A 25,912-nucleotide genomic window follows, 5' to 3' on the forward strand; every position below is an offset into this window, starting at 1 on the left:
CGGCCTAGGCCCGCGCCCCCACCCCCACCTACAGGCCGCCGCCGGCAGCGTGGTTGTCCATCGTCACGATGTCCTCGCCCGCTGCGTGGTTGTCGAGCGGTTTCAGCGGCTTGATCGGCTCGCCCGCCGCGTGGTTGTCCATCGGTGTGATGTCGACATCCGAAGGGTGGGTGTCGATCGGCGTGATCTCGCCGTCGGTCGGCAGGACGTTCTCGTTCGTCGTCATCGGATCTCCTGATGGTGGGTAGGACCCGTTCGGCAATTCCCCCGCGGATCGCCGAACGGGTGGTCTTGCAGTCGACCCTGGTGCCCCCCGACACGTCGAGTCGATGAACACCATCCTGGTGGATGGCGATAAACGAACGATGAACGCCTCGTTCAGCGCCACCGCCCCCCGCCGCTCCCCGCCCCTCAGGCGGCGATCTCCGCCGCCAACAGGGCCTGCACCTCGGCCAGTTCCGGTGAACCCAGCTGTGTGAACACCACCTCGGCGTCGCGCCAGCACACCCGCGCCCGGTCCCGCTGCCCCAGCTGCCGCAGCGCCCGGCCCAGTACGGTCAGCACCCTGGCGCGGCTCCACTCGCCGCCGATCCCCCGCAGGGCGATGGCCTGTTCGGCGTGCGAGGCGGCCAGCGTGGGCCGGCGTGCGGCCAGGTGCACCTTGGCGAGCCGGAAGTGCGTGACGCCCTCCCACAGCGGCTGGCGGTTCTCGTGGAACAGCGTGAGCGCCTTGTTGAGCTGGGCGTGCGCCTCGGTGAGCCGGTCGGCCTGGGTGAGGGCGATGCCCAGCGCGTACCGGCCGTTGGCCAGGCGCAGGGTGAGTCCCATGCGGTCGTAGATGGCGATGCCCTGCTGCGCGAGCTCTATGGCACTGCCCAGCCGGCCCTGCTCCACGTGGATGCGGGACAGGTTGCACAGGGCGCTCGCCTCGCCCACGTGGTTGGAGTCGGCCCGGAAGTTCGCGATGGCCTCCAGCAGGTACTGCTCGCCGTCTTCGTAGCGGCCCTCGTAGAGGGCGATGATGCCCCGGTCGTTGGGCGCCCAGCAGCTGGGCAGCGGATCCCCGGCCGCGCGGGCCAGGAGGGTGGCCCGGCGGGCCTCGTCATCGGCCTCGGCGAACCGGCCGGCGACCAGGTGGGTGTTGGTGAGCGTGGTACGGGCGCGCCCTTCGGCGTACGGGTCCTGCGCGGCCTCCGCGGCGTCGCGCAGCGCGGTCGCCGCCGACTCGTACTGCTTGGAGTTGGCCCCCGACTCGGCGAGGTCCTTGGCCGCCCACAGCAGGTCCACGGCCCGGCGCAGCAGGTCGGGCCGCCCGCTGGTGCGTACGGAGGCCTGCCGGACGCAGGCGAGCAGCGGGTCGGCCTCCGCGTAGAGCCAGTCCTGCGCGGTGCGCGACTCGGTGAAGACCAGCCCCGGGTGGCGGGTGGCCGACAGGTGGGCCACGAGCCGGTCGCCCGGCCGCTCCAGGCCGTACACCCCGGCGGCGGTGGCCAGGTAGAAGTCCAGCACCCGGTCGAGGGCGGCGTCGCGCGCGCTCGGCGGCTGCTCGTCGCGCTCGGCGCAGGCACGCGCGTAGAGCCGTACGAGATCGTGGAAGCGGTAGCGGCCGGGCGCGGCCGATTCGAGGAGCGAGCAGTCCACTAAGGCTTCGAGCAGGTCCTCGGTGTCGTGCTCCGCCCGGTCGAGTACGGCGGCTGCCGCCGCGAGCGAGATGTCCGGCCCGTCGGCGAGCCCCAGGAGCCGGAACGCCCGCTGCTGCACGGGCTCCAGCTGCCCGTACCCCAGCTCGAAGGTGGCCTTGACCGCGAGGTCGCCGGCCTGGAGCTCGTCCAGGCGGCGGCGCTCGTCGGCGAGCTTCGCGGCGAGCACGGAGACGGTCCAGGTGCGGCGGGCGGCGAGCCGGGAGGCGGCGATGCGGATGGCCAGCGGCAGGAACCCGCAGGCGCCGACCACGTCGAGGGCGGCCTGGCGCTCGGCGCCGACCCGCTCGGCCCCCACGATCCGGGTGAAGAGCTGGAGCGCCTCGTCGGGGCTCATCACGTCGAGGTCGACGAGGTGCGCGCCGGCCAGGCCGGCCATCCGGACCCGGCTGGTGACCAGGGCGGCGCAGCCCGCGGTGCCCGGCAGCAGCGGGCGGACCTGGGCCGCGTCGCGGGCGTTGTCGAGGAGGACCAGGACGCGGCGGCCGTCGAGCGTGGAGCGGTAGAGCGCGGCCCGTTCGGCGGGGGAGTCGGGGATCGAGGCGTCGGGGGTCCCGAGGGCGCGCAGGAAGGAGCCGAGGACGGCCTCGGGCTCGGCGGGGCGTGCCTCGGTCCCCTGGAGGTCCACGTAGAGCTGCCCGTCGGGGAAGTGCGGGCGGGCGGCGTGCGCGACGTGCACGGCGAGCGTGGTCTTGCCGACGCCGCCGATGCCGGCGAGGGCGGAGACCGCCATCACCTGGCCCTCGGCGCCGGAGAGGATGTCGCCGAGGTCCCGGACGAAGCTGGAGCGGCCGGTGAAGTCGGAGACGGTGGCGGGCAGTTGGGCGGGCCTCACGTGGACGGGCGCGGTGGCCGGTGCCGGGTCTTCGGCGCGGGCGAGCTCGGAGTCGGCCCGCAGGATGCGCTGTTGCAGCTCGGAGAGTTCGGGGCGCGGGTCGACGCCGAGCTCGTCGGCGAGGAGCCGGCGGGTGTCGGCGTACACGGCGAGGGCCTCGGCCTGGCGGCCGCTGCGGTAGAGGGCGAGCATCAGCAGCTCGCGCAGCCGCTCCCGCAGCGGGTGGGCGGCGGTGAGGGCGGTGAGCTCGGAGACGGCCTCGGCGTGGTGGCCCAGCTCCAGGTCCAGGTCCAGGCGGGTCTCCAGAAGCTGGAGGCGCCATTCGGCGAGCCGGGTGCGTTCGGTGTCGGCGTGCGGCCCGGGCACGCCGGCCAGTGGTTCGCCGTCCCAGACGTCCAGGGCGCGGGTGAGGAGGGTACGGGCGAGTTCGCGGTCGCCCTTGTCGGCGGGGGCGCCGGGGGCGCCCTGCCCGGTGGCGTCGGCGTGCGCGTGCGCGTGCGGCTGCGCGTGCGTCGGCGGCTTGGGCTTCGTGTTCGGCTTCCCGGCGCGCGCGGCCTCGGCGTCGGCGGCGAGGGCCCGGGCGATGCCGAGGTCGAGGGCCTCGGGGTGGGGCAGGCGGATCGCGTAGCCGCCGGACTCGCTGACGAGCAGCCCGGGTTCGAGGATCTTGCGCAGGCGGGAGGCGTACGTACGGATGGTCGCGAGGGCCTGCTGCGGCGGGTCCTCGCCCCAGATGGCGTCGATGAGCTCGGGCGCGGTGGCGGTGCGGCCCTCGCGGAGCAGGAGCACGGCGAGCAGCGCCCGCTGCTGCGGGGTCCCGGAGCTCAGGGCCTCGCCGCCGCGCCAGGCCCGGATGGGGCCGAGCACGGCGAACCGGTTGCCCCCGTCGGCGGAGGGGGTCGGGGTCCCGTTGACGGCTTCGTCGGCTCTGGCTTCCGCGGCGGGCGCTGCTTCGACTCCGACTCCGGGTCCGGCGGCTGCGGCACTGGCGGTGGCACCGGACTCGGGGTGGTTCCGCTGGTGCGGGATGGCCGGTGTGCCGTCCATCTGGTCTCCCCCCTGCCTTCCCTAGGTGTAAGGGCCAGTCTGCCCTGTGTTGCGCGTACACGTCAGTCCGTAACGGACCCAGTCCTTACGGATCCGACGCCCTGTGCGTACGGATCCGGCATCCGATCCCCGTGGATCCGCCATCCGGCAGCGCCCAACTAGCTGACGGTTCGTCAGATTGGCGCTACCGTGAGGGCATGGAGACCTTCCCGAAGATCATCTCGGTGGACGACCACACGGTTGAGCCCCCCAACGTCTGGCGGGACCGGCTCCCGTCCAAGTACCACGACATCGGCCCCCGCGTCGTCCGCGCCCCCTTGAAGGAAATGACCTTCCTCGGCGGCAAGTTCGCCCCCGTGATGGGGGCCAAGGGCGACGACGGGCCGATAGGCGACTGGTGGGTGTACGAGGACCTGCACCGACCCCTCACCCGCCTCGACACGGCCGTCGGCTACGACCGCGACGAGATCAAGCTCGAAGTCATCACGTACGAGCAGATGCGCCCGGGCTCCTTCTCGGTTCCCGACCGGCTCGCCGACATGGACGTCAACCACGTCCAGTCGGCCCTCTGCTTCCCGACCTTCCCCCGCTTCTGCGGCCAGACCTTCACCGAGGCCAAGGACCGCGAGCTCGGCCTGCTCGGCGTGCGCGCGTACAACGACTGGATGGTGGAGGAGTGGTGCGGCCCCGAGGCCGCCGGCCGCCTCATCCCGCTCACCCTCATCCCGCTCTGGGACGCCCGGCTGGCCGCCGCCGAGGTCCGCCGCAACGCCGCCCGCGGGGTCCGCGCGGTCGCCTTCTCGGAGATCCCGCCCCACCTCGGGCTCCCCTCCATCCACACGGACGAGTGGGACCCCTTCCTGGAGGCGTGCAACGAGACCGGCACGGTCATCGCCATGCACATCGGCTCCTCCTCGCGCATGCCCTCCACCTCGGCGGACGCCCCGCCGGCCGTCGGCTCCACCATCACCTTCGCCAACTGCTGCTTCTCGATGGTGGACTGGCTGATGAGCGGCAAGTTCGAGCGCTTCCCGAACCTCAAGATCATGTACGCGGAGGGTCAGATCGGCTGGATCCCGTACATCCTGGAGCGCGCGAACGTGGTCTGGGAGGAGAACCGCGGCTGGGGCGGCGTCGCCGACAAGGTGCTGCGGCCGCCGTCGGAGCTCTTCGCGGAGCACGTCTTCGGCTGCTTCTTCGACGACGCCTTCGGCCTGAAGAACCTGGACTCCATCGGCGTCGCCAACGTCCTCTACGAGACGGACTACCCCCACTCCGACTCCACGTGGCCCAAGTCGCGGGAGGTCGGAGAGGCCCAGATGGGCCACCTGGCCCCGGACGTCGTGGACCGCATCGTCCGCGGCAACGCGATCGACCTCCTCGGCCTGACCCCGGAAGGCCTCTGGCCGGGGGCGTAGCACGGGGTGGCCAGGGGCCACACGGTGACGGCACGGCGGCCCCGGGGGGATTTTCCCCCCGGGGCCGCCGCGCGGACGGGCCTGCGGTGCCTGCGTGCGGGGTTTCCCCCTTGCGGGGGTTGCCGTGATCGAGGCATGCTTCGCCGGAGCAAATGGGGGAGGGGTGCCGGAGATGGACAAGCGGGGCGTGGTGACCGCGGTGCTGTGCGTGATGGCGGCGCTGGGTGCGTCTGCCGCCATGACGAAGGTGGTTCCGGCCGACGACGGCAAGGCCCCCGGGCGGGTGAAGGCGGCACCCGGAGGGGCGTCGCCCACGGCAACCCCGTCGCGATCGCAATCCCCGGGGCAAGCCCAGTCGGAAGAGCCGGAGGAGCCGGCAGGGTCGCGGTCGTCCGCCGCGCGCACCCCCGGCGCATCGGCTCAGCCCTCCCCGCAGGGCGGGGCCGCCGCCTATGCCGGGGCCCTGTTCGAGGGTGAGGTGACGGGTGACCACTTCTGTACGGCGACCGTCGTGCACAGCCCCGGGCGGAACCTGATCGTCACCGCCGGCCACTGCCTGAGCGCCGGCCGGACCGGAGAGGGCGGAGCCTCCTTCGCACCCGCGTACGCGGACGGGCGCGCTCCGCACGGCACCTGGAAGCTCGCCGAGGTCTTCGAGGATCCGCGGTGGTCCGACGGGACGGACGACGACTACGACCTGGCCTTCGCCCGCCTCGCCCCCGACGCCTCGGGCCGCAACATCGAGGACGTCACCGGCGCCGCCGTCCTGGACACCACGGGCCGCACGGACGAGCAGGTCACGGTGACGGGCTACCCGTCGGACCGCAAGGTCCCGCGCACCTGCCTGTCCCGCGCGGTGCGGCTCAGCGCCACGGAACAGCGCTTCGACTGTGCGGACTTCCCCGGCGGCACGAGCGGCAGCTCGTGGATCGCCGCCGACGGGAAGATCATCGGCGTCCTGACCGGCGGGGACACCGACGACGTCTCGACCAGCACGATCCTGACCGGCTACGCGGCGGAGCTGTACGCGCGCGCGACGGCGGGGGGAACGGGCGGCGCCCGGTGAGCCAGTACTACGACCTCGGTGACGAGACCCTCTGGAACCCCTCGAACGGCGCCTCCCGGCTCTTCCAATGCCAAGTGGCACTCTTCGAGGCGGAACTCGGCCTCCCGTCGGGCATCGGCCCGATGGGGATGGACGAGTGCCAGATCGACCCGGCCGCGCTCGGCGTCTTCGCCGAAGCCCTCCTCACCCGCTACGGCCACACCGGCCACGCCGTCATCCGCGCCCTCTCCGAGGGCTTCGTGGCCACCGTGCTGGTGCTGGCGGAGCGGGCGGGTGCGCGGGTGCACTGGCCGGAGCCGACCGGTTCGCTGGAGGGAGCACGGGACGTCCAGGTCCCGCTCCAGGGCTCCTACGAGGCCTTGGCGGAAGCCTCGCTGCGCGCGGCCGCCCGGGAGCTGTCCGGGCGGATGCCGCGCTGAGGTCGGGCTGAGGTCGGGCCGAGTCGGGCCGAGGCCGGGCGATCAGGCCAGCAGCCCCAAGTGCACCGGCTCGGCCGGGGCCTCGCCGAGCAGCTCGGCGAGGCGCGGCGGCCACAGCGGCTCGCCGAGGGTGGCGAGGTTCTGCGGCGACAGCCACCGCCAGTGGGCCTCGGGGTACTCCGGGACCGGATCGCGGTGCGGGCCGGTGGTCACGTAGATGTGCTCGTGCTGGCGGACCGGGATGCCCTGGTGGGTGAAGTCGTGCTCCCAGGTGCAGAGCAGCCGCTCCGGCTCCAGGTCGGTCCACCCCGTCTCCTCCCGCAACTCCCGCCGTACGCACTCTTCGGGTGTCTCCCCGGGATCGATGCCACCGCCCGGCGGCAGCCAGTGGACGCCGACTTCGACGTTGTTCTCGCGGAAGAGGAACACGGATCCGGCGGGGTTGAGGACGACGATTCTGGCTGCCTGCCGAGGAGTTCGAGGTGAAGTGTGCATCAGACCAGCGTACGACGGGGGGTGCGGGGACGGGAGGGGTCGGAGGTGAACCCCGTACGGCTCAGCCCCAGTCCTGCAGCTGCTGGAGCAGGCCGGCGTCGCCCTCGATCCGCAGCGAGGCGGCCGGGATCCGCATGTACATGAGCAGGGCCATCTCGCTCGCCGTGCCGTGGACGGCGGCGGTGGGCTTGTTCTCGGCGGCCTCCGCCGGGGTGAGGCGGGTGAAGCGGGAACCGGCGGCGTCCACCGTCTGGCGCCAGGAGCCGGTCCCGGCCGCGTGGTAGTCCATGGTGGCGGGCTCGCCCGGCCACGGGAGCGTGCCGGTGCAGACGGTGGCGAGGAACTCCTCGATGGCATCGGCCGCTTCGGTCGCCGGCAGCTCCTGCGGGGTGCCGGAGGCCAGCTGGGCGTCGTAGGTGTGGATCAGCGATTCCGCGACGCGGCGGCGGGCCGCGGCGGCCACCGTGTGCGCCGAGGCCAGCGGCTCCCACCAGGCCCAGCAGCCCCGGTCCGGGCCGGCCGCGCGCAGGGCGGTGAGCAGCTGCTCCGTCGAGTCGGCCAGCCAGGCTATGAGCTCCTCGCGCTCCCCGGGCGCCGCCAGCCCGTCCTTGCTCGGCCGTTCGCCGCCCGGCGCGGTGTTCAGCACGATGGAGGCCCAGAAGCGGTCCCCCTCGCTGAGGTGGTTCGCCAGGTCGTACAGCGTCCAGCCCGGGCAGGACGGGACGTCGGCGTCGAGGCCGGGGGCCGCGGCGACGGCGGCGCGGAACGCGGCGGAACGCTCGTCGATCATCCGGAGCAGGGTGGGGAAGGGGAGTTGATCAGTCACGCGGACCTTGTACCACCGGGGCCGGGACGGTCGCACTCGATTAAGAGGGCGGCGACCGTCCCGGCACACGGAGCGTCCGCCCCTACCGCGGCGAAGGCCGGCCCACCCCTACCCCGCCTGCAGCGCCAGGGTCGGCGACAGCTTCGCCGCGCGGACCGCCGGGTAGAGGCCCGCCACCGTGCCGATGGCCAGGGTGGCGGCGAAGCCGCCGGTGACGGCCCAGAGGGGGACCACCCAGGGGAGGTCGCCGGCTTTGGCGTACACCGCGGTGGCCGCGCCGCCCAGGACGATGCCGGCCAGGCCGCCCAGGCCCGACAGGAGCAGGGACTCCGTGACGAACTGGATGCGGATCTGGCCCTTGGTGGCGCCCAGGGAGCGGCGCAGGCCGATCTCGTGGCGGCGTTCGAGGACTGAAATGATCATGGTGTTCGCGACTCCGACCCCGCCCACCAGCAGGGCGATGCCGCCCAGGCCGAGGAGGAGGGTGCTGAAGGCTCCTTCGGTGGCGGCCTTCGCCTGGAGGGCCGCCGACGGGTCGGTGACCGAGACCGTGCTCGGGCTCTCGGGGTTGGCCGTCTTGGCGATGAGGTTCCTGACCTCCTGGACCCGGTCGTCGGCGGAGCGCTCGTAGACGGACGTGGGGTGGCCGTCGAAGCCCAGCAGGCTCTGCGCGGCGTCCCAGCCGATGAGGGCCGAGCGTTCGATCTCCGGCGCGAGGGGGATCGGGTCGAGGATGCCGATGACGGTGAAGTACTGCCCGCCGATGAAGACCTGCCCGCCCGGCCCCGTGAGGCCCAGGCGCTCGGCGGTGACGTGTCCGAGGACCACGGACGGGTAGCGGCCCGTCGCGTCGTTGAGCCAGGTACCGCTCCGCATCCGGGCCCGCAGCGTCTTCAGGAGGTCGTCCTTCGCCGCCTTGAGGGCGATGCCGCTCGTCTCCCCCTCGGGGATGTTCTCGCTGCGGCGGACGGACTCCTTCACATCGCCCGTCGTACCGACCGACTCGACCCCGTCGATCCGGCCGATCATGCCGGGGGAGTCCTTGGGCAGTTTGGTGTCCTGCCCCGAGAACATCGACGGGCCGGGCGTCGCGACCAGCATGTTCGTGCCGAGCTTGTCGAGTTCCTGGAGCAGCTTGGCCTGGCTCGACGAGGAGATGCCGACGACCGCGATCATCGTCGCGATGCCGATCGCGATGCCGAGCGCGGACAGGAAGACGCGCATGGGCCGCGAGCGCAGCCCGGCCGATCCGACGTGGAACACGTCGCGTGGGCCGAGGCGCGGCGGAGACAGCTTGCGGGCCTTCTTCCCGCCTCCGCGGGCTTGCTTCTCGCTCCCGCGGGCCTTCCTCTCGCTTCCGCGGGACTTCGTACGGGCACCCATTACGCGCCCACCCCCAGCGCGTCCGCGTTCCACACGTCGGCCACGATCTCGCCGTCGCGGATGCGGACCTGCCGGGGCAGGCTCGCCGCGATCTCGTTGTCGTGGGTGATCACGGCGATGGTGGCCCCGTCCTGGTTGAGCTCGTGCAGCAGTTCCATCACCGACTCGCCGGACGCCGTGTCGAGGGCGCCCGTCGGCTCGTCGGCGAGCAGCAGGTCCGGTTCGCCCGCCACCGCGCGGGCGATCGCCACGCGCTGCTTCTGCCCGCCGGACAGCTCGTGCGGCCGGTGGTCCATGCGGTCGCCGAGGCCGACGCGCTCCAGGGCGCGCTCCGCCCGGCGTCCGCGCTCGGCGCGGGACAGGCCGGAGTACAGCAGTCCCTCGGCGACGTTGGCGCGGGCGCTGAGGCCCGGTACGAGGTGGAAGGACTGGAACACGAAGCCGACGTGGCGCGAGCGCAGGGCGGAGAGGGAGCGGTCGGAGAGGCTCGCGATGTCGTACCCGGCGATGGCGACGCGGCCGGCGGTCGGCCGGTCCAGTGTTCCCACGATGTGCAGGAGCGTGGACTTGCCCGAGCCCGACGGCCCCACGATGGCGAGGAGCTCGCCGCTGAGGACCGTGAGGTCGACCCCGCGCAGGGCCGCGACACCGCCGGGGTACTCCTTGGTGACACCGGTCAGTTCGACGACCGCGTGGGCGTGCTTGTTCATGACGAAGGAACTCCTACGAGCATGCCCTCTTTGAGGGCGTCCCCCTTCACTTCCACCCGGCCCTTGCCGAACATGCCGAGCTCGACCTTGACCTCGCGGACCTTGCCGTCCTCGACGACCTGCACCCCGAAGCCGCCTTCGGCGAGGGCGAGGAGCGAGTTGACCGGGACGGAGAGCACGCCCTTGCGGACCTCGCCGGTCAGGTTCACCGAGACCGGGGACTGGTCGGGGCCCTTGGCCTCGGCGGCGTTGTCGAGGCTGACCTCGACCTGGACCTTGGGCTTTGCGTCTCCGCCGCCCCCGCCGCCGCCTCCGGCGCCCTGCTCGTCGGGGTTGGCCGTACTGCCCACCGAGGAGATCTTGCCGTTCGCGGTGCCGGCGCCGCCCGGCAGGGTCACGGTCACCGGGTCGCCGGTCTTGAGCGCGCCTGCCTTCGCCACGTCGAGTTGGATGCGGACGACGCGCTCGGTGCCGGTCAGGGTCAGCACGGGCTTGCCCGCACTCGCCTCCTCGCCCACGGCCATGTCGTTCTTCTGGACCCGCTGCGGTCCGGAGGCGAAGGCGATGTCGTCCTTGCCGACCTGGCCGGTCTCCTTCATCTTGTGGGACTTCTGCCAGCGCTTGACGGCGGTGGCGGTCCCCTCCGTGAAGGTGCCGTCGGAGGTGTCCAGGCCGGTGCCGAAGCCGAGGGCCTGGAGGTTGGTCTTGAGCTGCTTGACGTCCTCGCCCTTGTCCCCGGCCTTCATGGTCCGGTACATGGGCGTGGTGCCGTACATCAGGCGGACCGGCTTGCCGTTGACCTCGTAGAGCTTGCCGTCGCGCTCGATCGCCGAACCGGCGGGGGCGGTCCAGGTCAGGGTGCCGGTGCCGGCAGCCCCGCCCGTACCCCCGCCGCCCGTACCCGCACCCGCGCCGCCCTTGGCGTCCGCTCCCGCGCCGCCCTTGCCGTCCGCGCCCGGGGCTCCCGTGCCGCCGCCGCTTCCGTCGGTGCCGCCCGCGCCGGCCGCGGAGATCTTGTGCTCCTTGGCGTACCCGAGGGTCCCGTTCACCTGCTGCCCCGAGCTCAGGTCACCGCGGGTGACCGGCGCCGTGGCGCCCGGCAGGCCGTCCGCCCGCTGCTGCTTCCCGGAGTCCTTGTCCGTGTCGGCCTGGGCGAGCACCGTGTACCCGCCGCCGGTCGCGGCGAGCACGACGGCCAGGGACCCGAGCAGCCACTTGCCGCGCTTCCTCATTCGCCGCTGCACTTGTTCATCTGCGCCATGAACTTGTCCTTGTCGACACCGTCGGGAATCGTGGTGCCGGTCATCGCGTTGCCGCTGAACTCGGGGTCCTTCACGTCGAAGCCCGCGTCGCGCATGCACTTGGCCGACTTCAGCGCCTTGTCCTTGATCTCCTGGGACACCTCTCCGCCGGAGCCGGGGCCCTGTACGCCGCACTTCTCGAAGGCCTGCTTCAGCTTCTCCGGGTCGACGTTGTCGCCGCCGCCCAGCGTCATGCCGCGCGCGTCCTCGCCGGGCTTGGGGTCGGGGGCGTCTATGCCGTTGTCGCGCAGGCACTTGCGGGTCTTCAGGGCCTTGTCGGCGTCCGCGCCGCCCCCGCCGCTGTTGCCTCCGCTCGCCGAGTTCGACGAACCGTCCTTCTTCTCGTCCTTCGCGTCGCCCGCCCCGCCGGTGCACGCGGTGACGAAGAGGGTCAGCCCGGTCAGTACCGCGGCCGTGGACATGGTCATGGATCGCTTCATGCGGCAGATCCTGGGCGAACGGCGGCTTTCGCTTCCCTAACCGCCCGCGCTTATGACGAGGAAATGTCCCTCTCCGGTAAAGAGGAAGGCATGCGAGTTCTGGTGGTGGAGGACGAGGAGTTCCTGCGGGAGATGATCGCCGACGGCCTGCGCCGCGACGCGCTGGCCGTGGACGAGGCGAGTGACGGCCTGGAGGCCCTGCAGCGCCTGCGCCTGGGCGCGTACGACGTCCTCGTCCTGGACCGCGACCTGCCGGGCCTGCACGGCGACGAGGTCTGCCGCCAGGTGGTGCGCGAGCGGCTGCTGACCCGCGTCCTGATGCTGACGGCCTCCGGGACCGTACGGGACCGGGTGGAGGGCCTCGGCCTCGGCGCCGACGACTACCTCACCAAGCCCTTCGCCTACGACGAGCTCCTCGCCCGGGTCCTGGCGCTCGGCCGGCGCGCCCAGCCCGCCCTGCCGCCCGTGCTGGAGGAGGCCGGGGTGGCCGTGGACAGCGCGCGGCGCACCGCGACGCGCGACGGGCGGCGGCTCGCGCTCTCGCGCAAGGAGTTCGCGGTGCTGGAAGCGCTGCTGCGGGCCGAGGGCGCGGTGCTGAGCAACGACGACCTGATCGAGCAGGTGTGGGAGGAGGACACCTCGTACAGCACCAACGCGGTACGGGTGACCCTGAGCAAGCTGCGCGCCAAGCTGGGCGAGCCGCCGCTGATCGAGACGGTGTCCGGCGCCGGGTACCGGATCGGTGATCCGCGATGAGAGCGGTGCTCCGCTCCGAGCGCGCCCGTCTCACCGCCCTCTACGGCTCGCTGCTCCTGCTCGCCGGGGGCGGCCTGATCGCACTGATCAACATCCTGGTCCGCAACAGCAGCCTCAACGGCCGGATCAGGGGAGCCGTGATGACCACGGTGGTCCTCCCGAACGACACCCCCTTCGTCCCGGGTCAGAAGGTCAAGGCGATCCCCGCCAGCCCCGCCCCCTCAGCCTTCCCTCCGGGCACCAATCCGACCGCCGAGCAGCTCCGGCAGTGGCAGGCCACCCGGAACCTCTCCGCCGCCGTCGAGCAGGCCACCTTCGACGAACTGCTCCTCGTCTCCCTCGTCGCCCTCGCCGTCTTCGCCGTCCTGTCCATCTGGCTGGCCTGGTGGATGGCCGGCCGCGTGCTGCGGCCCGTCGCGGTGATCACCGAGACGGCCCGGCGGCTGTCCGGCGCCAACCTCCACGAGCGGATCGGCCTCCAGGCCCCGCCCGGCGAACTCAAGCGCCTCGCGGACACCTTCGACGGAATGCTCGACCGGATGGAGGAGCTGGTCGGGGCGCAGCGCCGGTTCGCCGCGAACGCCGCCCACGAGCTGCGCACCCCCCTCGCCGTCCAGCGGGCGGCCGCCGAGATCGGGCTGGCGGGCGACCCGCCGCCGGAGAAGGTCGCCCGGATCCGCTCCAAGCTGATCGAGGTCGCCGATTCCAGTCAGCACCTCGTCGAGTCCCTGCTCCTGCTCGCCGTCTCGGAGGAGGGCCTGGAGGCGACGGAGCCGGTGGACCTGGCGGAGCTCGCGGAAGCGGAGCTGACGGCCGTCGAGGGGACGGCCCCCCGGGACCTGAAGGTCGTACGGGACCTCGCGCCGCTGACCGTCGTGGGCGACCGGACCCTCCTGGGGCACCTCGTACGGAACCTGCTGGCCAATGCCGTACGTCACAACCGCGCGGGCGGCCGGCTGGAGGTGGTGACCTCCCGGGAGGGGGTGCTGACGGTCTCCAACACCGGTCCGGTGATAGAGCCCGAGGACGTGCCGCGGCTGCTGGAGCCCTTCCGGCGGCGGGCGGAGCGGCAGCATACGGCGGGCGAGGGCGCCGGGTTGGGGCTTTCGATCGTCGCGTCGATCGCGCGGGCGCACGGCGCCGAACTGACCGCGCGGGCCAACCCGGCGCCGGGCGGCGGGCTGATGGTCCGGGTCTGGTTCCCGGCCGGGTCACCGGCCGCGCCACCCGCCGGGGAAACGCCCGGCGCTTGACCGGTCAACCAAAATGAAGATCGGCTGTGTACGGTCGGGTCAATGAGCAAGCACGCCCGAGCCGGCTCCCGCGCGCCCCGTCCGTCCCACACGCCCGGTACGCCGGGTACACCGGGTACACCGGGTACCCCTGGTACGACCCGCCCGTCCCGGCGCTCCCGCGCCGGCGGTACGCGGCGCGCCGGCAGGGGCTCCCGAGGATCCCGCGGCTCGCGCCCGGTCGCCTTCGCGGCCGCGCTGGGGCTGCTCGGTTTCGGCGCGGGCTGGATGTACCTGGCCCAGGACCCGCCGGCCAACGCCGCGGCCCGCGCGGCGGCCGACGCCCGGCCGCCCGCGCAGGAGCGGGCCGCGCGGGCGGCCGAGCGCGACCCCCTCCAGGGCCTGCCCGAGGTCAGCGAGCAGACCCGGGCGAAGATCCCCGCGGACGCCCGCCAGCTGATCCTGGTCACCGGCAAGGCGAAGGACTCCTCGGAGTCCACCGCGGCCCTGTACACCCGTCCGGCGGCCGGCGCCGACTGGGCGAAGAGCGACAGCTGGCCCGCGCGCAACGGAGCCAAGGGCTGGTCCACGGAGCGCACGTACGGGGACCTGACCTCCCCCGAGGGCGTGTTCGCGCTCACCGACGCGGGCGGGCTGCTGGCGAAGCCGCCGGGCACGAAGTTCCCGTACGACCAGGACCGCTCCTTCGTGGCGACGGGCCGCGGGGTCAACGGGGAGTCGCTGCGCGGCTCCTTCGACTATGTCGTCGCCATCGACTTCAACCGCAAGACGGGGGTCAGCCCGCTCGACCCGACGAAGCCCGAGGGCGAGGAGAAGGGCGGCAACATCTGGCTCCACGTGGACCACGACGGCCCCTCGCAGGGCTGCGTGGGCATCCCGAAGGCCGCGATGCAGAAGGTCCTGGAGACCCTCGACCCGGCGGCGAAGCCGGTCATCGTGATGGGCCCGAAGGGCTTCTGAGCGCGGCCGGGCCGCAGGGCCGCCCGGCCGCCCGGCCCGCGGCTCAGGCCGCGGCAGTCGCAGCGGCGCCGTTCCCGGCCCCCACGCCGACCCCGGACGCCGTCTTCCCGCCGGCTGCCGGGTTCCGGGCCAGCAGTGCGATGTACGCGAGGTCGAACACGGCGCACAGCACCCCCAGGCCGAGGATGAACGGGTTGTCCTCGATGGCCCCGAAGAGGATGGTCGGCGCGAGCGTGCCGAGCCACTTGGCGACGGCGATCACCAGGGACTGTCCGAGGCGCCCGCGCCGGCTGACGTAGAAGGCGATGAACAGCCCGGACATCAGCAGGTTCTGCAGGAAGGCCGAGTAGCGGCTGGAATCGTGGTGCCCGAAGTGCGCGAGGAAGAGCCACTGCACGGCGAAGGCGCTCGCGAAGAGCAGAGCGGTCCAGACGGCGAACATCGGCCGGGTCACGAAGCCGGGCAACTCGGCCCGCCCGTACCGCAGATACGTGTACACGATGACGACGTCGGCGAGGGCCCACACCACGTTGACGACGCCCTGGGCGGAGACCCCGACGCTGAACTCGCGTACGGCGTAGGTGGTTTCCCAGGCGAAGTTCAGTGCGAGGGCGGCGACGGGCATGGCGTAGGTCCGGTCCCGCAGCCCGACCCGGATCGCCTCGGCGTACACGAGGGTCCAGGACAGGCCGCTGACCAGCGTCAGGAAGAGATCCACGCGCGGCACCCTAGCGGGCAGGTGGTGTCAGCACACCCCCTGGGAGCACGTGGACGTCGGCCCCGTTGCCTCAGATCTTGACGATGCGGACGCGTTTCCCGCACAGGACCGTCAGATCCTCGGGGTCCGAGGTCAGGAGCGTGACGGGTCCGGGCTGGTCGAGGGCCGTCGCCGCCACGATGGCGTCCAGTGCGTACTTGTGGCCGTGCAGGCCGGCGGAGGCGAGCAGTCTGCTCGCGTGCCGCACGAGGGTCTCGCCGGGCGGGACGATGTTCACGCGTGAGACCGCGTGGTCGAATCGGGCCTGGTGCACGCGGGGGTCGCGCGCCTCGACGAGGGTGACCGAGCTGACGACGACCCGGATGTCCTCCGCTTCCGCTGCCGTGAGCCACTCCAGCATGGCGGACTCCCGGCGTACGAGCTGGGAGAGGCCTTCGCAGTCCAGGACCAGTGTCCCGTTCACGCGGCGTCCGACGAGGCTTCCACCGTGCCGCGCAAGATCGCTCGCTTCGCTTCGACCGCCTCCGGGTCAGCAGGCCCATTCACGGATTCGGAGTCCTCGATCAGCTCCCGGAGCCGCTCGCGCTCCAGCTGCCGCTGAACGAGGGCTTCGATGTACGCGGACATGCCGCGCTTGCCGGTGCGCGCCTTGAGCGCTGCGATCGTCCCTTCGTGGAGCGAGACGGACACGGGCCTGGTCGGGCCCTCGCCGGGCGCGGGCTGGTCACTCATGAGGCCATCGTAACAAAGCTCATGTTATTCGGCGCGGGTTCCCCGTCCGGATCCGTCGGCCGGGCCGGGGTCGACCCACCCCTTGCCTGACGACCCGTCAGCTACGACGATGGCCCCCGCACCGGTATTTCGAATCGGCAGTCGAGGACGAGGCGGGTACGGCCCATGGCGCGCGTGTTTCCTGAAGGTCGGCTGGTCTACGGGATGCAGCTCCCGATCCAGTCACAGAGCACCATCTACGCCGAGCCCTGGGAGGCGACGGCCGGCGCGGCCGATCTCGCCGCCGTGGCCCGCGCGGCCGACCGGGCCGGCTTCGGCTACGTCGCCACCTGCGACCACGTGGCCATCCCGCGGCACATGGCCGGTCCCATGAGCACCATCTGGTACGACCCGATCGCCACCCTCTCCTTCCTGGCCGGGATCACCGAGAACGTGCGGCTGCTCAGCCACGTCGCGATCCTCGGCCTGCGCCACCCGCTGCTCAGCGCCAAGCAGTACGCCACCGTCGACCACCTCTCCGGCGGCCGGCTGATCCTCGGCGTCGGCGCCGGGCACGTGAAGGAGGAGTTCGAGGTGCTCGGCGTGGACTTCGCGCGCCGCGGCGCCGTCCTCGACGAGACCCTCGACGCGCTGCGCGCCGCCCTCGGGCCCGAGGAGTACCCGGAGTTCGAGGGCGAGCTGTTCTCCTTCAAGGACCTCGGGCAGCTTCCGCGCCCCGTCCAGACCCGGATCCCCGTCTGGGTGGGCGGCTCCTCGCCCGCCGCCGTCCGCCGGGCCGCCGTGCGCGGCGACGGCTGGCTGCCGCAGGGCGACCCGCTCGACAAGCTTCCGGCGCAGATCGCCCGGATCAGGGAACTGCGCGCCGAGGCCGGGGTCACCGGGCCCGTGGAGTTCGGCGCGATCACCGCCCCGCTGTACGTCGGCGAGCCCGGCTGGGACACCGGCCGGCGGACCCTCACCGGCAAGGCGGAGGCGCTCGCCGAGTCGCTGCGCGCGTACAAGGCCATCGGCATCGACCAGATCCAGGTCCGCTTCCGCAACCGCGACCGGGCCGAACTCATCGACCAGATCACCGCTTTCGGGTCCGAAGTGGGCCCACTCCTCAACGACTAGGAGCCACGGGTATGGGCAAGCTGGACGGACGCGTCGTCATCATCACGGGTGCCGCGCGCGGCCAGGGCGAGCAGGAGGCGCGCCTCTTCGCCGCCGAGGGCGCCAAGGTGCTCCTGGGGGACGTGCTGGACGAGCAGGGCGCGGCGGTCGCCAAGGAGATCGGCGAGGACCGGGCCCGGTACGTACGGATGGACGTGAGCCGGGAGGAGGACTGGGCGGCCGCCGTCGCGGCGGCCAAGGAGGCCTTCGGCGAGGTCAACGGCCTGGTCAACAACGCGGGCATCCTGCGCTTCAACGAGCTGACCGCGACCCCGCTGGAGGAGTTCCAGCACGTGGTCCAGGTCAACCAGGTCGGCGCCTTCCTCGGCATCAAGTCGGTGGCCCCGGAGATCGAGGCGGCCGGCGGCGGCACGATCGTCAACACCTCCTCGTACACGGGCCTGACGGGCATGGCGTACGTGGGCACGTACGCGGCGACCAAGGCGGCGATCCTGGGCCTGACCCGGGTGGCCGCGCTGGAGCTCGCCGCGAAGAACATCCGGGTCAACGCGATGTGCCCGGGGGCCGTGGACACCGCGATGGCCACCCCCGGGAACACGAATCCGGCGGACCTGCCCCAGGAAGCCCGGGACGCCATGGCGGAGCTCTACCAGCGTGTGGTGCCGATGGGCCGGGTGGGCCAGCCGGAGGAGATAGCGAAGCTGGCGCTGTTCCTGACCAGCGAGGACTCCTCCTACATCACCGGTCAGCCGTTCGTGATCGACGGCGGCTGGATGGCGGGCGTCAGCGTCCTCTAGCCCCGCCCGACCGCATCTGATGGAGCGTCAGGTATTGCGCTCCCGCCCCCGCGATGGAACAGTCGTGACATCGAATCTGACGCAACGTCAGAAACAGAAGGACGGTGAATCCCCTTGGAATTCGGGCTCTTTGTGCAGGGATACGTGCCTGAGGCACGGTCCAAGGTCGACCCCGAGGCAGAGCACAAGGCGCTGATCGAGGAGACCGAGTACGTCATCCAGGCGGACAAGTCCGGGTTCAAGTACGCCTGGGCCTCCGAGCACCACTTCCTGGAGGAGTACTCGCACCTTTCGGCGAACGAGGTCTTCCTCGGGTACCTCGCTCACGCCACCGAGCGCATCCACCTCGGCTCCGGCATCTTCAACCCGCTCGCCCCGGTCAACCACCCGGCCAAGGTGGCCGAGAAGGTCACCATGCTCGACCACCTCTCCAAGGGGCGCTTCGAGTTCGGCACCGGCCGCGGCGCCGGCAGCCACGAGATCCTCGGCTTCCTTCCCGGCATCGAGGACATGAACGGCACCAAGGAGATCTGGGAAGAGACCATCGCCGAGTTCCCCAAGATGTTCCTCCAGGAGGAGTACGAGGGGTTCCAGGGCAAGCACTGGTCGCTCCCGCCGCGCAAGATCTTCCCCAAGCCGTACGGCAAGGCCCACCCGGCCATGTGGTACGCCGCCGGCTCCCCGGCCTCGTACGCCATGGCGGCCAAGAAGGGCCTCGGGGTCCTCGGCTTCAGCGTCCAGAAGGTCTCCGACATGGCCTGGGTCCTGGACCAGTACAAGACCGCGATCCAGGAGGCGAAGGCCATCGGCGCCTTCGTCAACGACAACGTCATGGTCACCTCGACCGCGATCTGCGCCGAGACCCACGACAAGGCCGTCGAGATCGCCGTCAACGCCAACATGAACCGCTTCCAGTCGCTGGTCTTCCGCTACCACGACACCTTCCCGCGCCCCGAGATCATCCCCGAGTGGCCCGAGATCCTCCCCGAGTACAACGCGGAGATCGTCGAGCTGCTGATCGAGGAGGAGCTGCTCATCTGCGGCGACCCCTCCGAGGTCCGCGCCCAGTGCAAGCGCTGGGAGGAGGCCGGCGCCGACCAGCTGTCCTTCGGCCTGCCGACCGGCGTCTCGCCCGAGGACACGATGACCACCATCAAGCTCATCGGCGAGCACGTCATCCCGCACATCGACACCGACCCGGTGCACCGCACCACGCGCTTCCGCGAAGGCGCGTAGCCCGCGGGTGAACGGGGGCGGCGTCTTCCCGGACCGCCGCCCCGCAACCGGCCCCGGCCGGAGGTCGTACGGAGGCCGCGGCCGGCCGAAGACCCCCGACCGGGGCCCCGGCCGGTCCGGGCGCAGCGAATCCAGCCGTCCGGCGTTTGAGGACCGGGGTCCGGGGCGGAGCCCCAGGGGGTCCGGGCGCAGCCCGGGACCCCTCCCAGCCCCGCCGGCGTTTGAGGCGCGGGTCCGGGCGGAGCCCGGGGAACGGTGGAAGGGCGGGTAGGGGACGGCCCCGCAGGGCCCCGTCCACGGCGCCGCCGGCCCCGGCCGCCGGCCCCGCCCCCACCGGCGGAGCCGAACCACACCGGCGAGGCAGCAGTTGTCACCCCGTCAGGGAAGAAGGGACGTCATGCTCGACCACCTGATCAAGGGCGCCACCGTCGTGGACGGCACCGGCACCCCCGCCCGCGTCGCAGACGTCGGCATACGCGACGGCCGCATAGCCGTCATCGCCCCGCCGGGAACCGTCACGGAAGACGCCCGGACCACCGAGGACGCCACCGGCCTCGTCCTCACCCCCGGGTTCATCGACCCCCACACGCACTACGACGCCCAGCTCTTCTGGGACCCGTACGCGACCCCCTCCATGAACCACGGAGTGACCACCGTCGCGGGCGGCAACTGCGGTTTCACCCTGGCCCCCCTCAACCCCGCCCGCCCCGAGGACGCCGACTACACCCGCCGCATGATGAGCAAGGTCGAGGGCATGGCCCTGGCCGCCCTCGAAGAGGGCGTCGACTGGACCTGGTCCACCTTCGGCGAGTACCTCGACGCGCTCGACGGCCGCATAGCGGTCAACGCCGGCTTCATGGTCGGCCACTGCGCCCTGCGCCGGCACGTCATGGGCGAGGACGCGGTCGGCGGCCAGCCCACCGAAGAGCAGATGCAGGCGATGCTCGACCTGTTCCACGACGCCATGAACGCCGGCGCCTGGGGCCTGTCGACCACCCAGTCCTCCACCCACTCCGACGGCTCCGGCGCCCCCGTCGCCTCCCGGCACGCCAAGCCCGAGGAGCTCCTCGCGCTGTCCCGGGCGGTCTCCGAGCACGAGGGCACCCAGCTGGAGGCGATCGTCGCGGGCTGCCTGGACCAGTTCGCCGACGAGGAGATCGACCTCTTCGTCGAGATGAGCGCCGCCGCCGGACGCCCCCTGAACTGGAACGTCCTCACCATCGACGCCTCCGTCCCCGAGCGCGTGCCGCGCCAGCTGATCCCCAGCGAGCGTGCCCGCAAGGCCGGCGGCCGCATCGTGGCGCTGACGATGCCGATCCTGACCCCCATGAACATGTCCCTCGGGACCTTCTGCGCCCTCAACCTCATCCCCGGCTGGGGCGAGGTCCTGGGCCTGCCCGTCCCCGAGCGCATCGTGAAGCTGCGCGACGCCGAGGTGCGCGCCGAGATGCTGACCCGCGCGAACAGCAAGGAGGCGGGCGTCTTCCGCCGCCTGGCCGACTTCGGCCGCTACGTCATCGGCGACACCTACAGCGAGGCCAACGAGGGCCTGTCCGGCCGCATCGTGCGCGACATCGCGGCCGAGCGCGGCCAGGACGCCTTCCAGTGCCTGGTGGAGATCTGCGCCAACGACGACCTGCGTACGGTGCTCTGGCCCATGCCCACCGACAACGACCCGGCGAGCTGGGCGCTGCGCGCCGAGACCTGGCAGCACGAGGACGTCATGCTCGGCGGCTCCGACGCCGGCGCGCACCTGGACCGCATGTGCGGAGCCCCGTACACGACCCGGTTCCTCGGGGACTGCCTGCGCGGCCGCAAGCTGGTGCCGCTGGAGCAGGCGGTGCGGATGCTCACCGACGACCCGGCCCAGCTGTTCGGGCTGCGCGAGCGCGGCCGGATCGAGGAGGGGTTCCACGCGGACCTGGTGCTCTTCGACCCGGAGCGGATCGAGGCGGGACCGGCCACGCTGGTGCACGACCTGCCGGGGGACAGCCCGCGGCTGGACGCGCGGGCGATCGGCATGGTGTCCGTACGCGTCAACGGCGTGGAGACCATCCGCGACGACGAGGTCACGGGGGCGATCCCCGGGATCGTGCTCCGTTCGGGCCGTGACACGAGGACGGTGAGCACCAGGTGAGCAGCGGGCAGAAGCTGTACATCGGCGGCGAGTGGGTCGAGCCGGCCGGTGGCCACTACGAGGTGGTCAACCCGGCCGACGAATCCGTCGTCGGCCTGGCCCCCGAGGCCTCGCGCGGGCAGGTCGAGGACGCGGCGCGCGCCGCGGCCGCGGCCTTCGAGGGCTGGTCCCGGACGAAGCCGGAGGAGCGGGCCGCGATCCTGGACCGGGCCGCGGACATCATCCAGCGCGAGTACGAGCCCTGGGCGGCGCTCGCCCAGGCCGAGACGGGCGCCCCCACCGGGATCGCGCGCGGCATGCAGCTCGGGGTGGGCGTGTCCCGCTTCCGCCGGTACGCGAAGGGCGCGCTGGAGCCGGTCGAGCGCGGGCTGCCGCCGCAGGTCACCGACGCGGGCCCGATGGGCGCGGCGAGCGTCCTCGGGGCGCTGGAGGTGCGCCAGCCGGTCGGGGTCGTCACCTGCATCACCTCGTACAACAACCCGTGGGCCAACCCGGCGGGCAAGGTGGCCCCGGCGCTGGCCATGGGCAACACGGTGGTCGTCAAGCCGGCCCCGCAGGACCCGCTGTCGGTGTTCCGGATGGCGGAGGCGCTGCACGAGGCCGGGGTCCCGGCGGGCGTGGTGAACGTGGTCTCCGGCACCTCGGTGGAGGTCGGCGAGGCGGCCGTGGACTCCCCGGACGTGGACATGGTGTCCTTCACCGGCTCCACGGGCGTCGGGCAGCGCATCGCCGAGGTCTGCGGCCGCACGATGAAGCGGCAGCTGATGGAGCTGGGCGGCAAGGGCGCGGCGATCGTCCTGGCGGACGCCGACCTGGACGCGGCGGTCATGGGCATCGGCACCACCTTCTCCTTCTACTCCGGGCAGATCTGCACGGCTCCGACCCGGGTGATCGTCCACCGGTCGGTGTACGAGCAGCTGGTGGAGAAGCTCCAGGGCTACCTGGCCTTCATGAAGGTCGGCGACCCGGCGGTGCGCGGCACGGTCGTGGGCCCCGTCATCTCGGCGGCGCACCGGGACCGCGTGGAGTCGTACGTCGAGCTGGGCAGGAAGGAGGGGGCCAGGGTCGCCTTCGGCGGCGAGCGCCCGGTGGTCGGCGAAGGCGCGGCTGCGGGCAAGGGCTTCTACGTGGCTCCGACCCTGCTGGTCGACTGCACCAACGACATGCGGGTGGTCCGCGAGGAGATCTTCGGTCCCGTCGTCGTGGTCGTCCCCTTCGACGGCGACGAGGACGAGGCGGTGGCGCTGGCCAACGACAGCGACTTCGGCCTGATCAGCTACGTGTGGTCCGCGGACGCGGCGCGCGCCTTCCGGGTGGCGCGGCGGCTGCGGGCGGGCGGGGTCGGCGTGAACACCATCGGGCGGAACATGGAGGCGCCCTTCGGCGGCTTCAAGCGCTCGGGGGTCGGCCGGGACGTGGGCTCGTACGCACTGCACGCATACAGCGAGATGCAGTCCATCGTCTGGTCTTGACCGAAAAAGCATGGGCTTGACCAAAAATTGACCCGGAAAGTTTGAAACCGGTCAAAATGGACAGTGCTGCGGTTTCCGCATGGTGAAACTAAAGGTCCAGGCCTGCCGAAACGATGATCGGCAGGCCTGTGAACCTTGTATTACGTCAGCGTGAAGAGTCTCGCCCTCGAGATTCCAAGGGCTTTGGGCGTGTGGGCGACCGGACTTAAGTCCTCCGCATGTGGAAAACGCAGCATCTAACGTCCTGACGTATGACACAGCTGGACGTTCGGCCCCAGGCCGGAGACACGGTAAGCGGAGCCACCTCCCCGGGTGGCTCCGATGGTGACGTGCGCGGCAAGGGCCTCGGCAAGGGCTCCGTCGGCCTCCTGGGAAGCGCCGTCATCGGCATCTCCACCGTCGCCCCCGTCTACTGCCTGACCTCCACCCTCGGCTCCACCGCCGGTGAAGTCGGCATGCAGATGCCGGCGATCTTCCTGGCGGGCTTCCTGCCGATGCTCCTGGTCGCCTTCGCGTACCGCGAGCTCAACAAGGCCATGCCGGACTGCGGCACCTCGTTCACCTGGACCGTGAAGGCCTTCGGCCCGCGGATCGGCTGGATGTGCGGCTGGGGCCTGGTGATCGCCACGATCATCGTGCTCTCCAACCTGGCCGGCGTCGCCACCTCCTACTTCTGGCTGCTGGCCGGAGAGGTCACGGGCAGCGACTCGATCGCCGCCCTGGACGACAACAAGCTCGTCCACATCGTCACCTGCCTCACCCTCATCGCCGCCGCGACCGCCATCAGCTACCGCGGCATGACGGCCACCAAGGGCGTCCAGTACGCGCTCGTCGGCCTCCAGCTCCTCGTCCTCGGCATCTTCGTGGCGATGGCCTTCCAGAAGGCCTCGGCGGGCACCTTCGACACCGGCCTGAGCTTCTCCTGGTCCTGGATGAACCCCTTCGCGGTCGAGTCCATGGCGGCCTTCACCGCCGGACTCTCGCTCTCGATCTTCATGTACTGGGGCTGGGACGCCTGCCTGGCCACCAACGAGGAGACCACCGGCTCCGCGAAGACCCCCGGCCGCGCCTCGCTCATCGCGATGGTCGTCCTGGTCGGTTCCTACCTGGCCACCGGCGTCGCCGCCCAGATGGCCGTCGGCTCCGGCACCGAAGGCCTCGGCCTCGCCAACGAGGAGACCTCCGGCAACGTCTTCGCCGCCCTCGCCGGCCCGGTCATGGGCCCGGTGCTCGGCGTCCTGCTCTTCGTCGCCGTCCTGGCCTCCGCGGCCGCCTCCCTGCAGACCACCTTCATCCCGGTGGCCCGTACGGTCCTGGCCATGTCCACGTACGAGGCGCTGCCGCCCTCCTACGCCAAGGTCCACCCGAGGTTCAAGACCCCCGGCCGGGCCACGATCATGGCGGGTGTCGCCACCGGCGCCTTCTACACGGTGATGACCCTGGTCAGCGAGAACGTCCTGACCGACACGATCTTCGCGCTCGGCCTGATGATCTGCTTCTACTACTCGCTGACGGCCTTCGCCTGCGTCTGGTACTTCCGCGGCGACCTGCGCAAGTCCGCCCGCGACCTGTTCTTCAAGGGCGTCTTCCCGATCCTCGGCGGCGTGCTGCTGGCCTCGGTCTTCTTCAAGACCCTGTACGACGCCTGGGACCCGTCCTACGGCTCCGGCTCCACGCTCCCCGGCCTCGACGTCGGCAACGTCTTCGTCATCGGCGTCGGCCTGCTGGCCCTCGGCCTGGTCGTCATGTTCGTCACCGAACGCCGCAGCCCCGCCTTCTTCCGCGGCGAGGTCCTCACGAAGTCCACCCCGTCCCTGGTGGTCCAGGACTGACCCCGGGGCCCTTGGGCCCCTCCCCCCGCTGTGTCATGCACGCCCGCGGCCCCGGATCGCTCCTCCGATCCGGGGCCGCGGGCGTTGTCAGCCGAGGGTGTACTGCTCGTCACCGAACTCGGCGACGATCTTGAGCTTGCCGCCGAGGGCGCGCACGTAGGCGGCGAGGGTCTCGACCTCGCTGCGCTCCAGCTCGCCGTTCTCGATCCGGGAAACGCGCGCCTGGGTCACCCCCATGGCTTCCGCGACCTGGACCTGAGTGGTGTGCTGCCGCTTGCGGACTTCCGCCAGGCGGTGGGCGCGCACGACGGAGATCATCTCCGCCGCCCCTCGGTCGATCTCCGCCTGCTCGGCGGGCGAGAAGGCGAACTCCTCGACGAGGTCGTCCCAGCGGGCGGCCTTGGCGCTGCGGTCGGGTGTCGGGCTCACGGAGTGTCCTCCTCCTGCTGTGTCACGTAATCCTGGTACGCCGCCTCGGCCCGCGGGATGGAGGAGCGGTACCAACCTTGCCAGTCGCCGGCCTTGTCCCCGCCGACGAGGAAGACTGCCCGCCGCAGCGGGTCGAAGATGAAGAGCAAGCGCACCTCGGTGGCTCCGGTGGACCCGGGCCTGAGCTCTTTGAGGTTGGGCAGCCGGGATCCTTTCACGGTGTCCACGAGGGGGCGCCCCGTGGCGGGACCCTCCAGTCGGAGAGCCGTGATGGCCTTGCTGATCTGGATGAGCGTAGGTCGATCGCTCTCGCGCAGCGCGTGCAGCCACGAGAGAGCGGGTTCTACGACGATCACTTCCCAGTCCACGGACCTTCCCTCCGATTATGACGCTTGCAGCATATGGTGCAAGGGTTATATCGCGGAACGGGAGGCGCAGACGGCTGCTCTTCGACTCGTGGGGGCAGGTGCGGCCGGGCGGTGACTCGGGGTCGGGCGAGTCGTTGGGTCGGGCATGAACGTCATCAAGCGCAGCCTTGCCGCTCTCGTCCTGTCCGGAGGGGCGGCCCTCGCCCTCACTCCCGCCGTCGCGCACGCCGCCGACGAGCCCGCCATCCAGGGGCCCCCGATCACCCAGCGCGTCGGCGAGATCGTCGACCACCCCGGGGGTGCCGTCAAGGACGCGAAGACGGCCGTGGAGATCACGGCCTCGGCCGCCGGTTCCGCGTCGAAGGCCACCGACGCCTCCCTCGGCGGAGCCGGGACGGCCCTGTCGTCCGGCCTGCCGAAGCCGCCGAAGGTGCGCGGCTGAGGATCGGCCCGGTGCGGGGCGGCCGCG

The 25,912-nt window shown here is 71.9% G+C and carries 26 protein-coding genes; 13 read left to right on the plus strand and 13 right to left on the minus strand.

The features are described 5' to 3' along the window. Window positions 1-28: 28 nt before the first annotated feature. On the minus strand, window positions 29-226 hold the full coding sequence (locus tag ACZ60J_RS17765) for a hypothetical protein (RefSeq protein ID WP_469682840.1): 198 nt from the start codon (window positions 224-226) through the stop codon (window positions 29-31). 185 nt (window positions 227-411) lie between these two features. After that, window positions 412-3,582: an SARP-family global regulator AfsR gene (gene afsR / locus ACZ60J_RS17770; RefSeq protein WP_469682841.1), complete on the minus strand. Its 3,171-nt coding sequence runs from the start codon at window positions 3,580-3,582 to the stop codon at window positions 412-414. A gap of 197 nt (window positions 3,583-3,779) precedes the next feature. On the opposite strand from afsR, the gene ACZ60J_RS17775 reads away from it, so the two are divergent. The 3 genes from ACZ60J_RS17775 to ACZ60J_RS17785 all read left to right on the plus strand — a co-directional run bounded on the left by ACZ60J_RS17775 (window position 3,780) and on the right by ACZ60J_RS17785 (window position 6,485). Beyond that, window positions 3,780-5,000 carry an amidohydrolase family protein gene (locus ACZ60J_RS17775; protein WP_469682842.1) on the plus strand — a complete coding sequence of 407 codons (1,221 nt, stop codon included), beginning with the start codon at window positions 3,780-3,782 and terminating at the stop codon, window positions 4,998-5,000. Between the two features lie 172 nt (window positions 5,001-5,172). Continuing rightward, complete coding sequence (locus ACZ60J_RS17780) at window positions 5,173-6,066, plus strand: trypsin-like serine peptidase (protein ID WP_469682844.1); 894 nt, start codon at window positions 5,173-5,175, stop codon at window positions 6,064-6,066. Then, window positions 6,063-6,485 carry a DUF6086 family protein gene (locus ACZ60J_RS17785; RefSeq protein ID WP_469682845.1) on the plus strand — a complete coding sequence of 141 codons (423 nt, stop codon included), beginning with the start codon at window positions 6,063-6,065 and terminating at the stop codon, window positions 6,483-6,485. Before ACZ60J_RS17780 ends, ACZ60J_RS17785 begins: the two co-directional genes overlap by 4 nt. 42 nt (window positions 6,486-6,527) lie before the next feature. Here ACZ60J_RS17785 and ACZ60J_RS17790 read toward each other — a convergent pair whose 3' ends face one another. The 6 genes from ACZ60J_RS17790 to ACZ60J_RS17815 form a co-directional block, all read right to left on the minus strand. Next, the gene (locus tag ACZ60J_RS17790; RefSeq protein WP_469682847.1) at window positions 6,528-6,980 is read right to left on the minus strand and encodes an NUDIX hydrolase; all 453 of its coding nucleotides are present in this window, start codon (window positions 6,978-6,980) and stop codon (window positions 6,528-6,530) included. Window positions 6,981-7,041: 61 nt separating this feature from the next. Next, the gene (locus ACZ60J_RS17795) at window positions 7,042-7,806 is read right to left on the minus strand and encodes a maleylpyruvate isomerase family mycothiol-dependent enzyme (RefSeq protein ID WP_469682849.1); all 765 of its coding nucleotides are present in this window, start codon (window positions 7,804-7,806) and stop codon (window positions 7,042-7,044) included. A 108-nt stretch (window positions 7,807-7,914) separates the two neighbouring features. Continuing rightward, a complete protein-coding gene (locus ACZ60J_RS17800; protein WP_469682851.1) occupies window positions 7,915-9,189 on the minus strand; it encodes an ABC transporter permease in 1,275 nt (424 codons plus the stop codon). Continuing rightward, complete coding sequence (locus ACZ60J_RS17805) at window positions 9,189-9,899, minus strand: ABC transporter ATP-binding protein (protein ID WP_469682853.1); 711 nt, start codon at window positions 9,897-9,899, stop codon at window positions 9,189-9,191. The genes ACZ60J_RS17800 and ACZ60J_RS17805 overlap by 1 nt, the downstream gene beginning before the upstream one ends. After that, window positions 9,896-11,131, minus strand: a complete 1,236-nt coding sequence (locus tag ACZ60J_RS17810; protein ID WP_469682854.1) for a peptidoglycan-binding protein — start codon at window positions 11,129-11,131, stop codon at window positions 9,896-9,898. Before ACZ60J_RS17810 ends, ACZ60J_RS17805 begins: the two co-directional genes overlap by 4 nt. After that, on the minus strand, window positions 11,128-11,640 hold the full coding sequence (locus ACZ60J_RS17815; RefSeq protein WP_469682855.1) for a hypothetical protein: 513 nt from the start codon (window positions 11,638-11,640) through the stop codon (window positions 11,128-11,130). Before ACZ60J_RS17815 ends, ACZ60J_RS17810 begins: the two co-directional genes overlap by 4 nt. Window positions 11,641-11,730: 90 nt before the next feature. On the opposite strand from ACZ60J_RS17815, the gene ACZ60J_RS17820 reads away from it, so the two are divergent. The 3 genes from ACZ60J_RS17820 to ACZ60J_RS17830 are packed head-to-tail and all read left to right on the plus strand — an operon-like array spanning window position 11,731 to window position 14,609. Next, window positions 11,731-12,396, plus strand: coding sequence for a response regulator transcription factor (locus ACZ60J_RS17820; RefSeq protein WP_469682857.1), 666 nt, complete (start codon window positions 11,731-11,733; stop codon window positions 12,394-12,396). Continuing rightward, entirely contained in the window at window positions 12,393-13,649 is a 1,257-nt protein-coding gene (locus ACZ60J_RS17825; RefSeq protein WP_469682859.1) for a sensor histidine kinase, read from the plus strand. Before ACZ60J_RS17820 ends, ACZ60J_RS17825 begins: the two co-directional genes overlap by 4 nt. Window positions 13,650-13,691: 42 nt before the next feature. After that, complete coding sequence (locus tag ACZ60J_RS17830) at window positions 13,692-14,609, plus strand: L,D-transpeptidase family protein (RefSeq protein ID WP_469682861.1); 918 nt, start codon at window positions 13,692-13,694, stop codon at window positions 14,607-14,609. 43 nt (window positions 14,610-14,652) lie between these two features. Here ACZ60J_RS17830 and ACZ60J_RS17835 read toward each other — a convergent pair whose 3' ends face one another. The 3 genes from ACZ60J_RS17835 to ACZ60J_RS17845 all read right to left on the minus strand — a co-directional run bounded on the left by ACZ60J_RS17835 (window position 14,653) and on the right by ACZ60J_RS17845 (window position 16,059). Beyond that, the gene (locus ACZ60J_RS17835) at window positions 14,653-15,327 is read right to left on the minus strand and encodes a transmembrane-type terpene cyclase (protein ID WP_469682862.1); all 675 of its coding nucleotides are present in this window, start codon (window positions 15,325-15,327) and stop codon (window positions 14,653-14,655) included. A gap of 70 nt (window positions 15,328-15,397) precedes the next feature. Next, window positions 15,398-15,790 (minus strand): DNA-binding protein, encoded by a 393-nt coding sequence (locus tag ACZ60J_RS17840; RefSeq protein ID WP_469682864.1) that lies wholly within the window; start codon window positions 15,788-15,790, stop codon window positions 15,398-15,400. Then, the gene (locus ACZ60J_RS17845) at window positions 15,787-16,059 is read right to left on the minus strand and encodes a hypothetical protein (RefSeq protein WP_469682866.1); all 273 of its coding nucleotides are present in this window, start codon (window positions 16,057-16,059) and stop codon (window positions 15,787-15,789) included. Before ACZ60J_RS17845 ends, ACZ60J_RS17840 begins: the two co-directional genes overlap by 4 nt. A 165-nt stretch (window positions 16,060-16,224) precedes the next feature. On the opposite strand from ACZ60J_RS17845, the gene ACZ60J_RS17850 reads away from it, so the two are divergent. The 6 genes from ACZ60J_RS17850 to ACZ60J_RS17875 all read left to right on the plus strand — a co-directional run bounded on the left by ACZ60J_RS17850 (window position 16,225) and on the right by ACZ60J_RS17875 (window position 24,646). Beyond that, window positions 16,225-17,172, plus strand: coding sequence for an LLM class F420-dependent oxidoreductase (locus ACZ60J_RS17850; protein ID WP_469682868.1), 948 nt, complete (start codon window positions 16,225-16,227; stop codon window positions 17,170-17,172). An 11-nt stretch (window positions 17,173-17,183) separates the two neighbouring features. Next, entirely contained in the window at window positions 17,184-17,969 is a 786-nt protein-coding gene (locus ACZ60J_RS17855) for an SDR family NAD(P)-dependent oxidoreductase (protein ID WP_469682870.1), read from the plus strand. Between the two features lie 114 nt (window positions 17,970-18,083). Then, on the plus strand, window positions 18,084-19,205 hold the full coding sequence (locus ACZ60J_RS17860; RefSeq protein ID WP_469682872.1) for an LLM class flavin-dependent oxidoreductase: 1,122 nt from the start codon (window positions 18,084-18,086) through the stop codon (window positions 19,203-19,205). A gap of 397 nt (window positions 19,206-19,602) precedes the next feature. Then, a complete protein-coding gene (locus ACZ60J_RS17865) occupies window positions 19,603-21,342 on the plus strand; it encodes an N-acyl-D-amino-acid deacylase family protein (RefSeq protein ID WP_469682874.1) in 1,740 nt (579 codons plus the stop codon). Next, window positions 21,339-22,814: an aldehyde dehydrogenase family protein gene (locus ACZ60J_RS17870; protein WP_469682875.1), complete on the plus strand. Its 1,476-nt coding sequence runs from the start codon at window positions 21,339-21,341 to the stop codon at window positions 22,812-22,814. The genes ACZ60J_RS17865 and ACZ60J_RS17870 overlap by 4 nt, the downstream gene beginning before the upstream one ends. A gap of 251 nt (window positions 22,815-23,065) precedes the next feature. Then, complete coding sequence (locus ACZ60J_RS17875) at window positions 23,066-24,646, plus strand: APC family permease (RefSeq protein ID WP_469682876.1); 1,581 nt, start codon at window positions 23,066-23,068, stop codon at window positions 24,644-24,646. A gap of 87 nt (window positions 24,647-24,733) precedes the next feature. Here the strand turns inward: ACZ60J_RS17875 and ACZ60J_RS17880 are convergent, their stop codons facing one another. Together ACZ60J_RS17880 and ACZ60J_RS17885 are read right to left on the minus strand one after the other, a co-directional pair. Next, window positions 24,734-25,075, minus strand: coding sequence for a helix-turn-helix domain-containing protein (locus tag ACZ60J_RS17880; RefSeq protein ID WP_382756828.1), 342 nt, complete (start codon window positions 25,073-25,075; stop codon window positions 24,734-24,736). Then, window positions 25,072-25,443 (minus strand): type II toxin-antitoxin system RelE/ParE family toxin, encoded by a 372-nt coding sequence (locus ACZ60J_RS17885; RefSeq protein WP_469682878.1) that lies wholly within the window; start codon window positions 25,441-25,443, stop codon window positions 25,072-25,074. The genes ACZ60J_RS17880 and ACZ60J_RS17885 overlap by 4 nt, the downstream gene beginning before the upstream one ends. A gap of 145 nt (window positions 25,444-25,588) precedes the next feature. On the opposite strand from ACZ60J_RS17885, the gene ACZ60J_RS17890 reads away from it, so the two are divergent. Then, a complete protein-coding gene (locus ACZ60J_RS17890; protein WP_469682880.1) occupies window positions 25,589-25,885 on the plus strand; it encodes a hypothetical protein in 297 nt (98 codons plus the stop codon). Window positions 25,886-25,912 lie beyond the last annotated feature (27 nt).

The sequence above is a fragment of the Streptomyces sp. NPDC104226 genome, assembly GCF_055584085.1.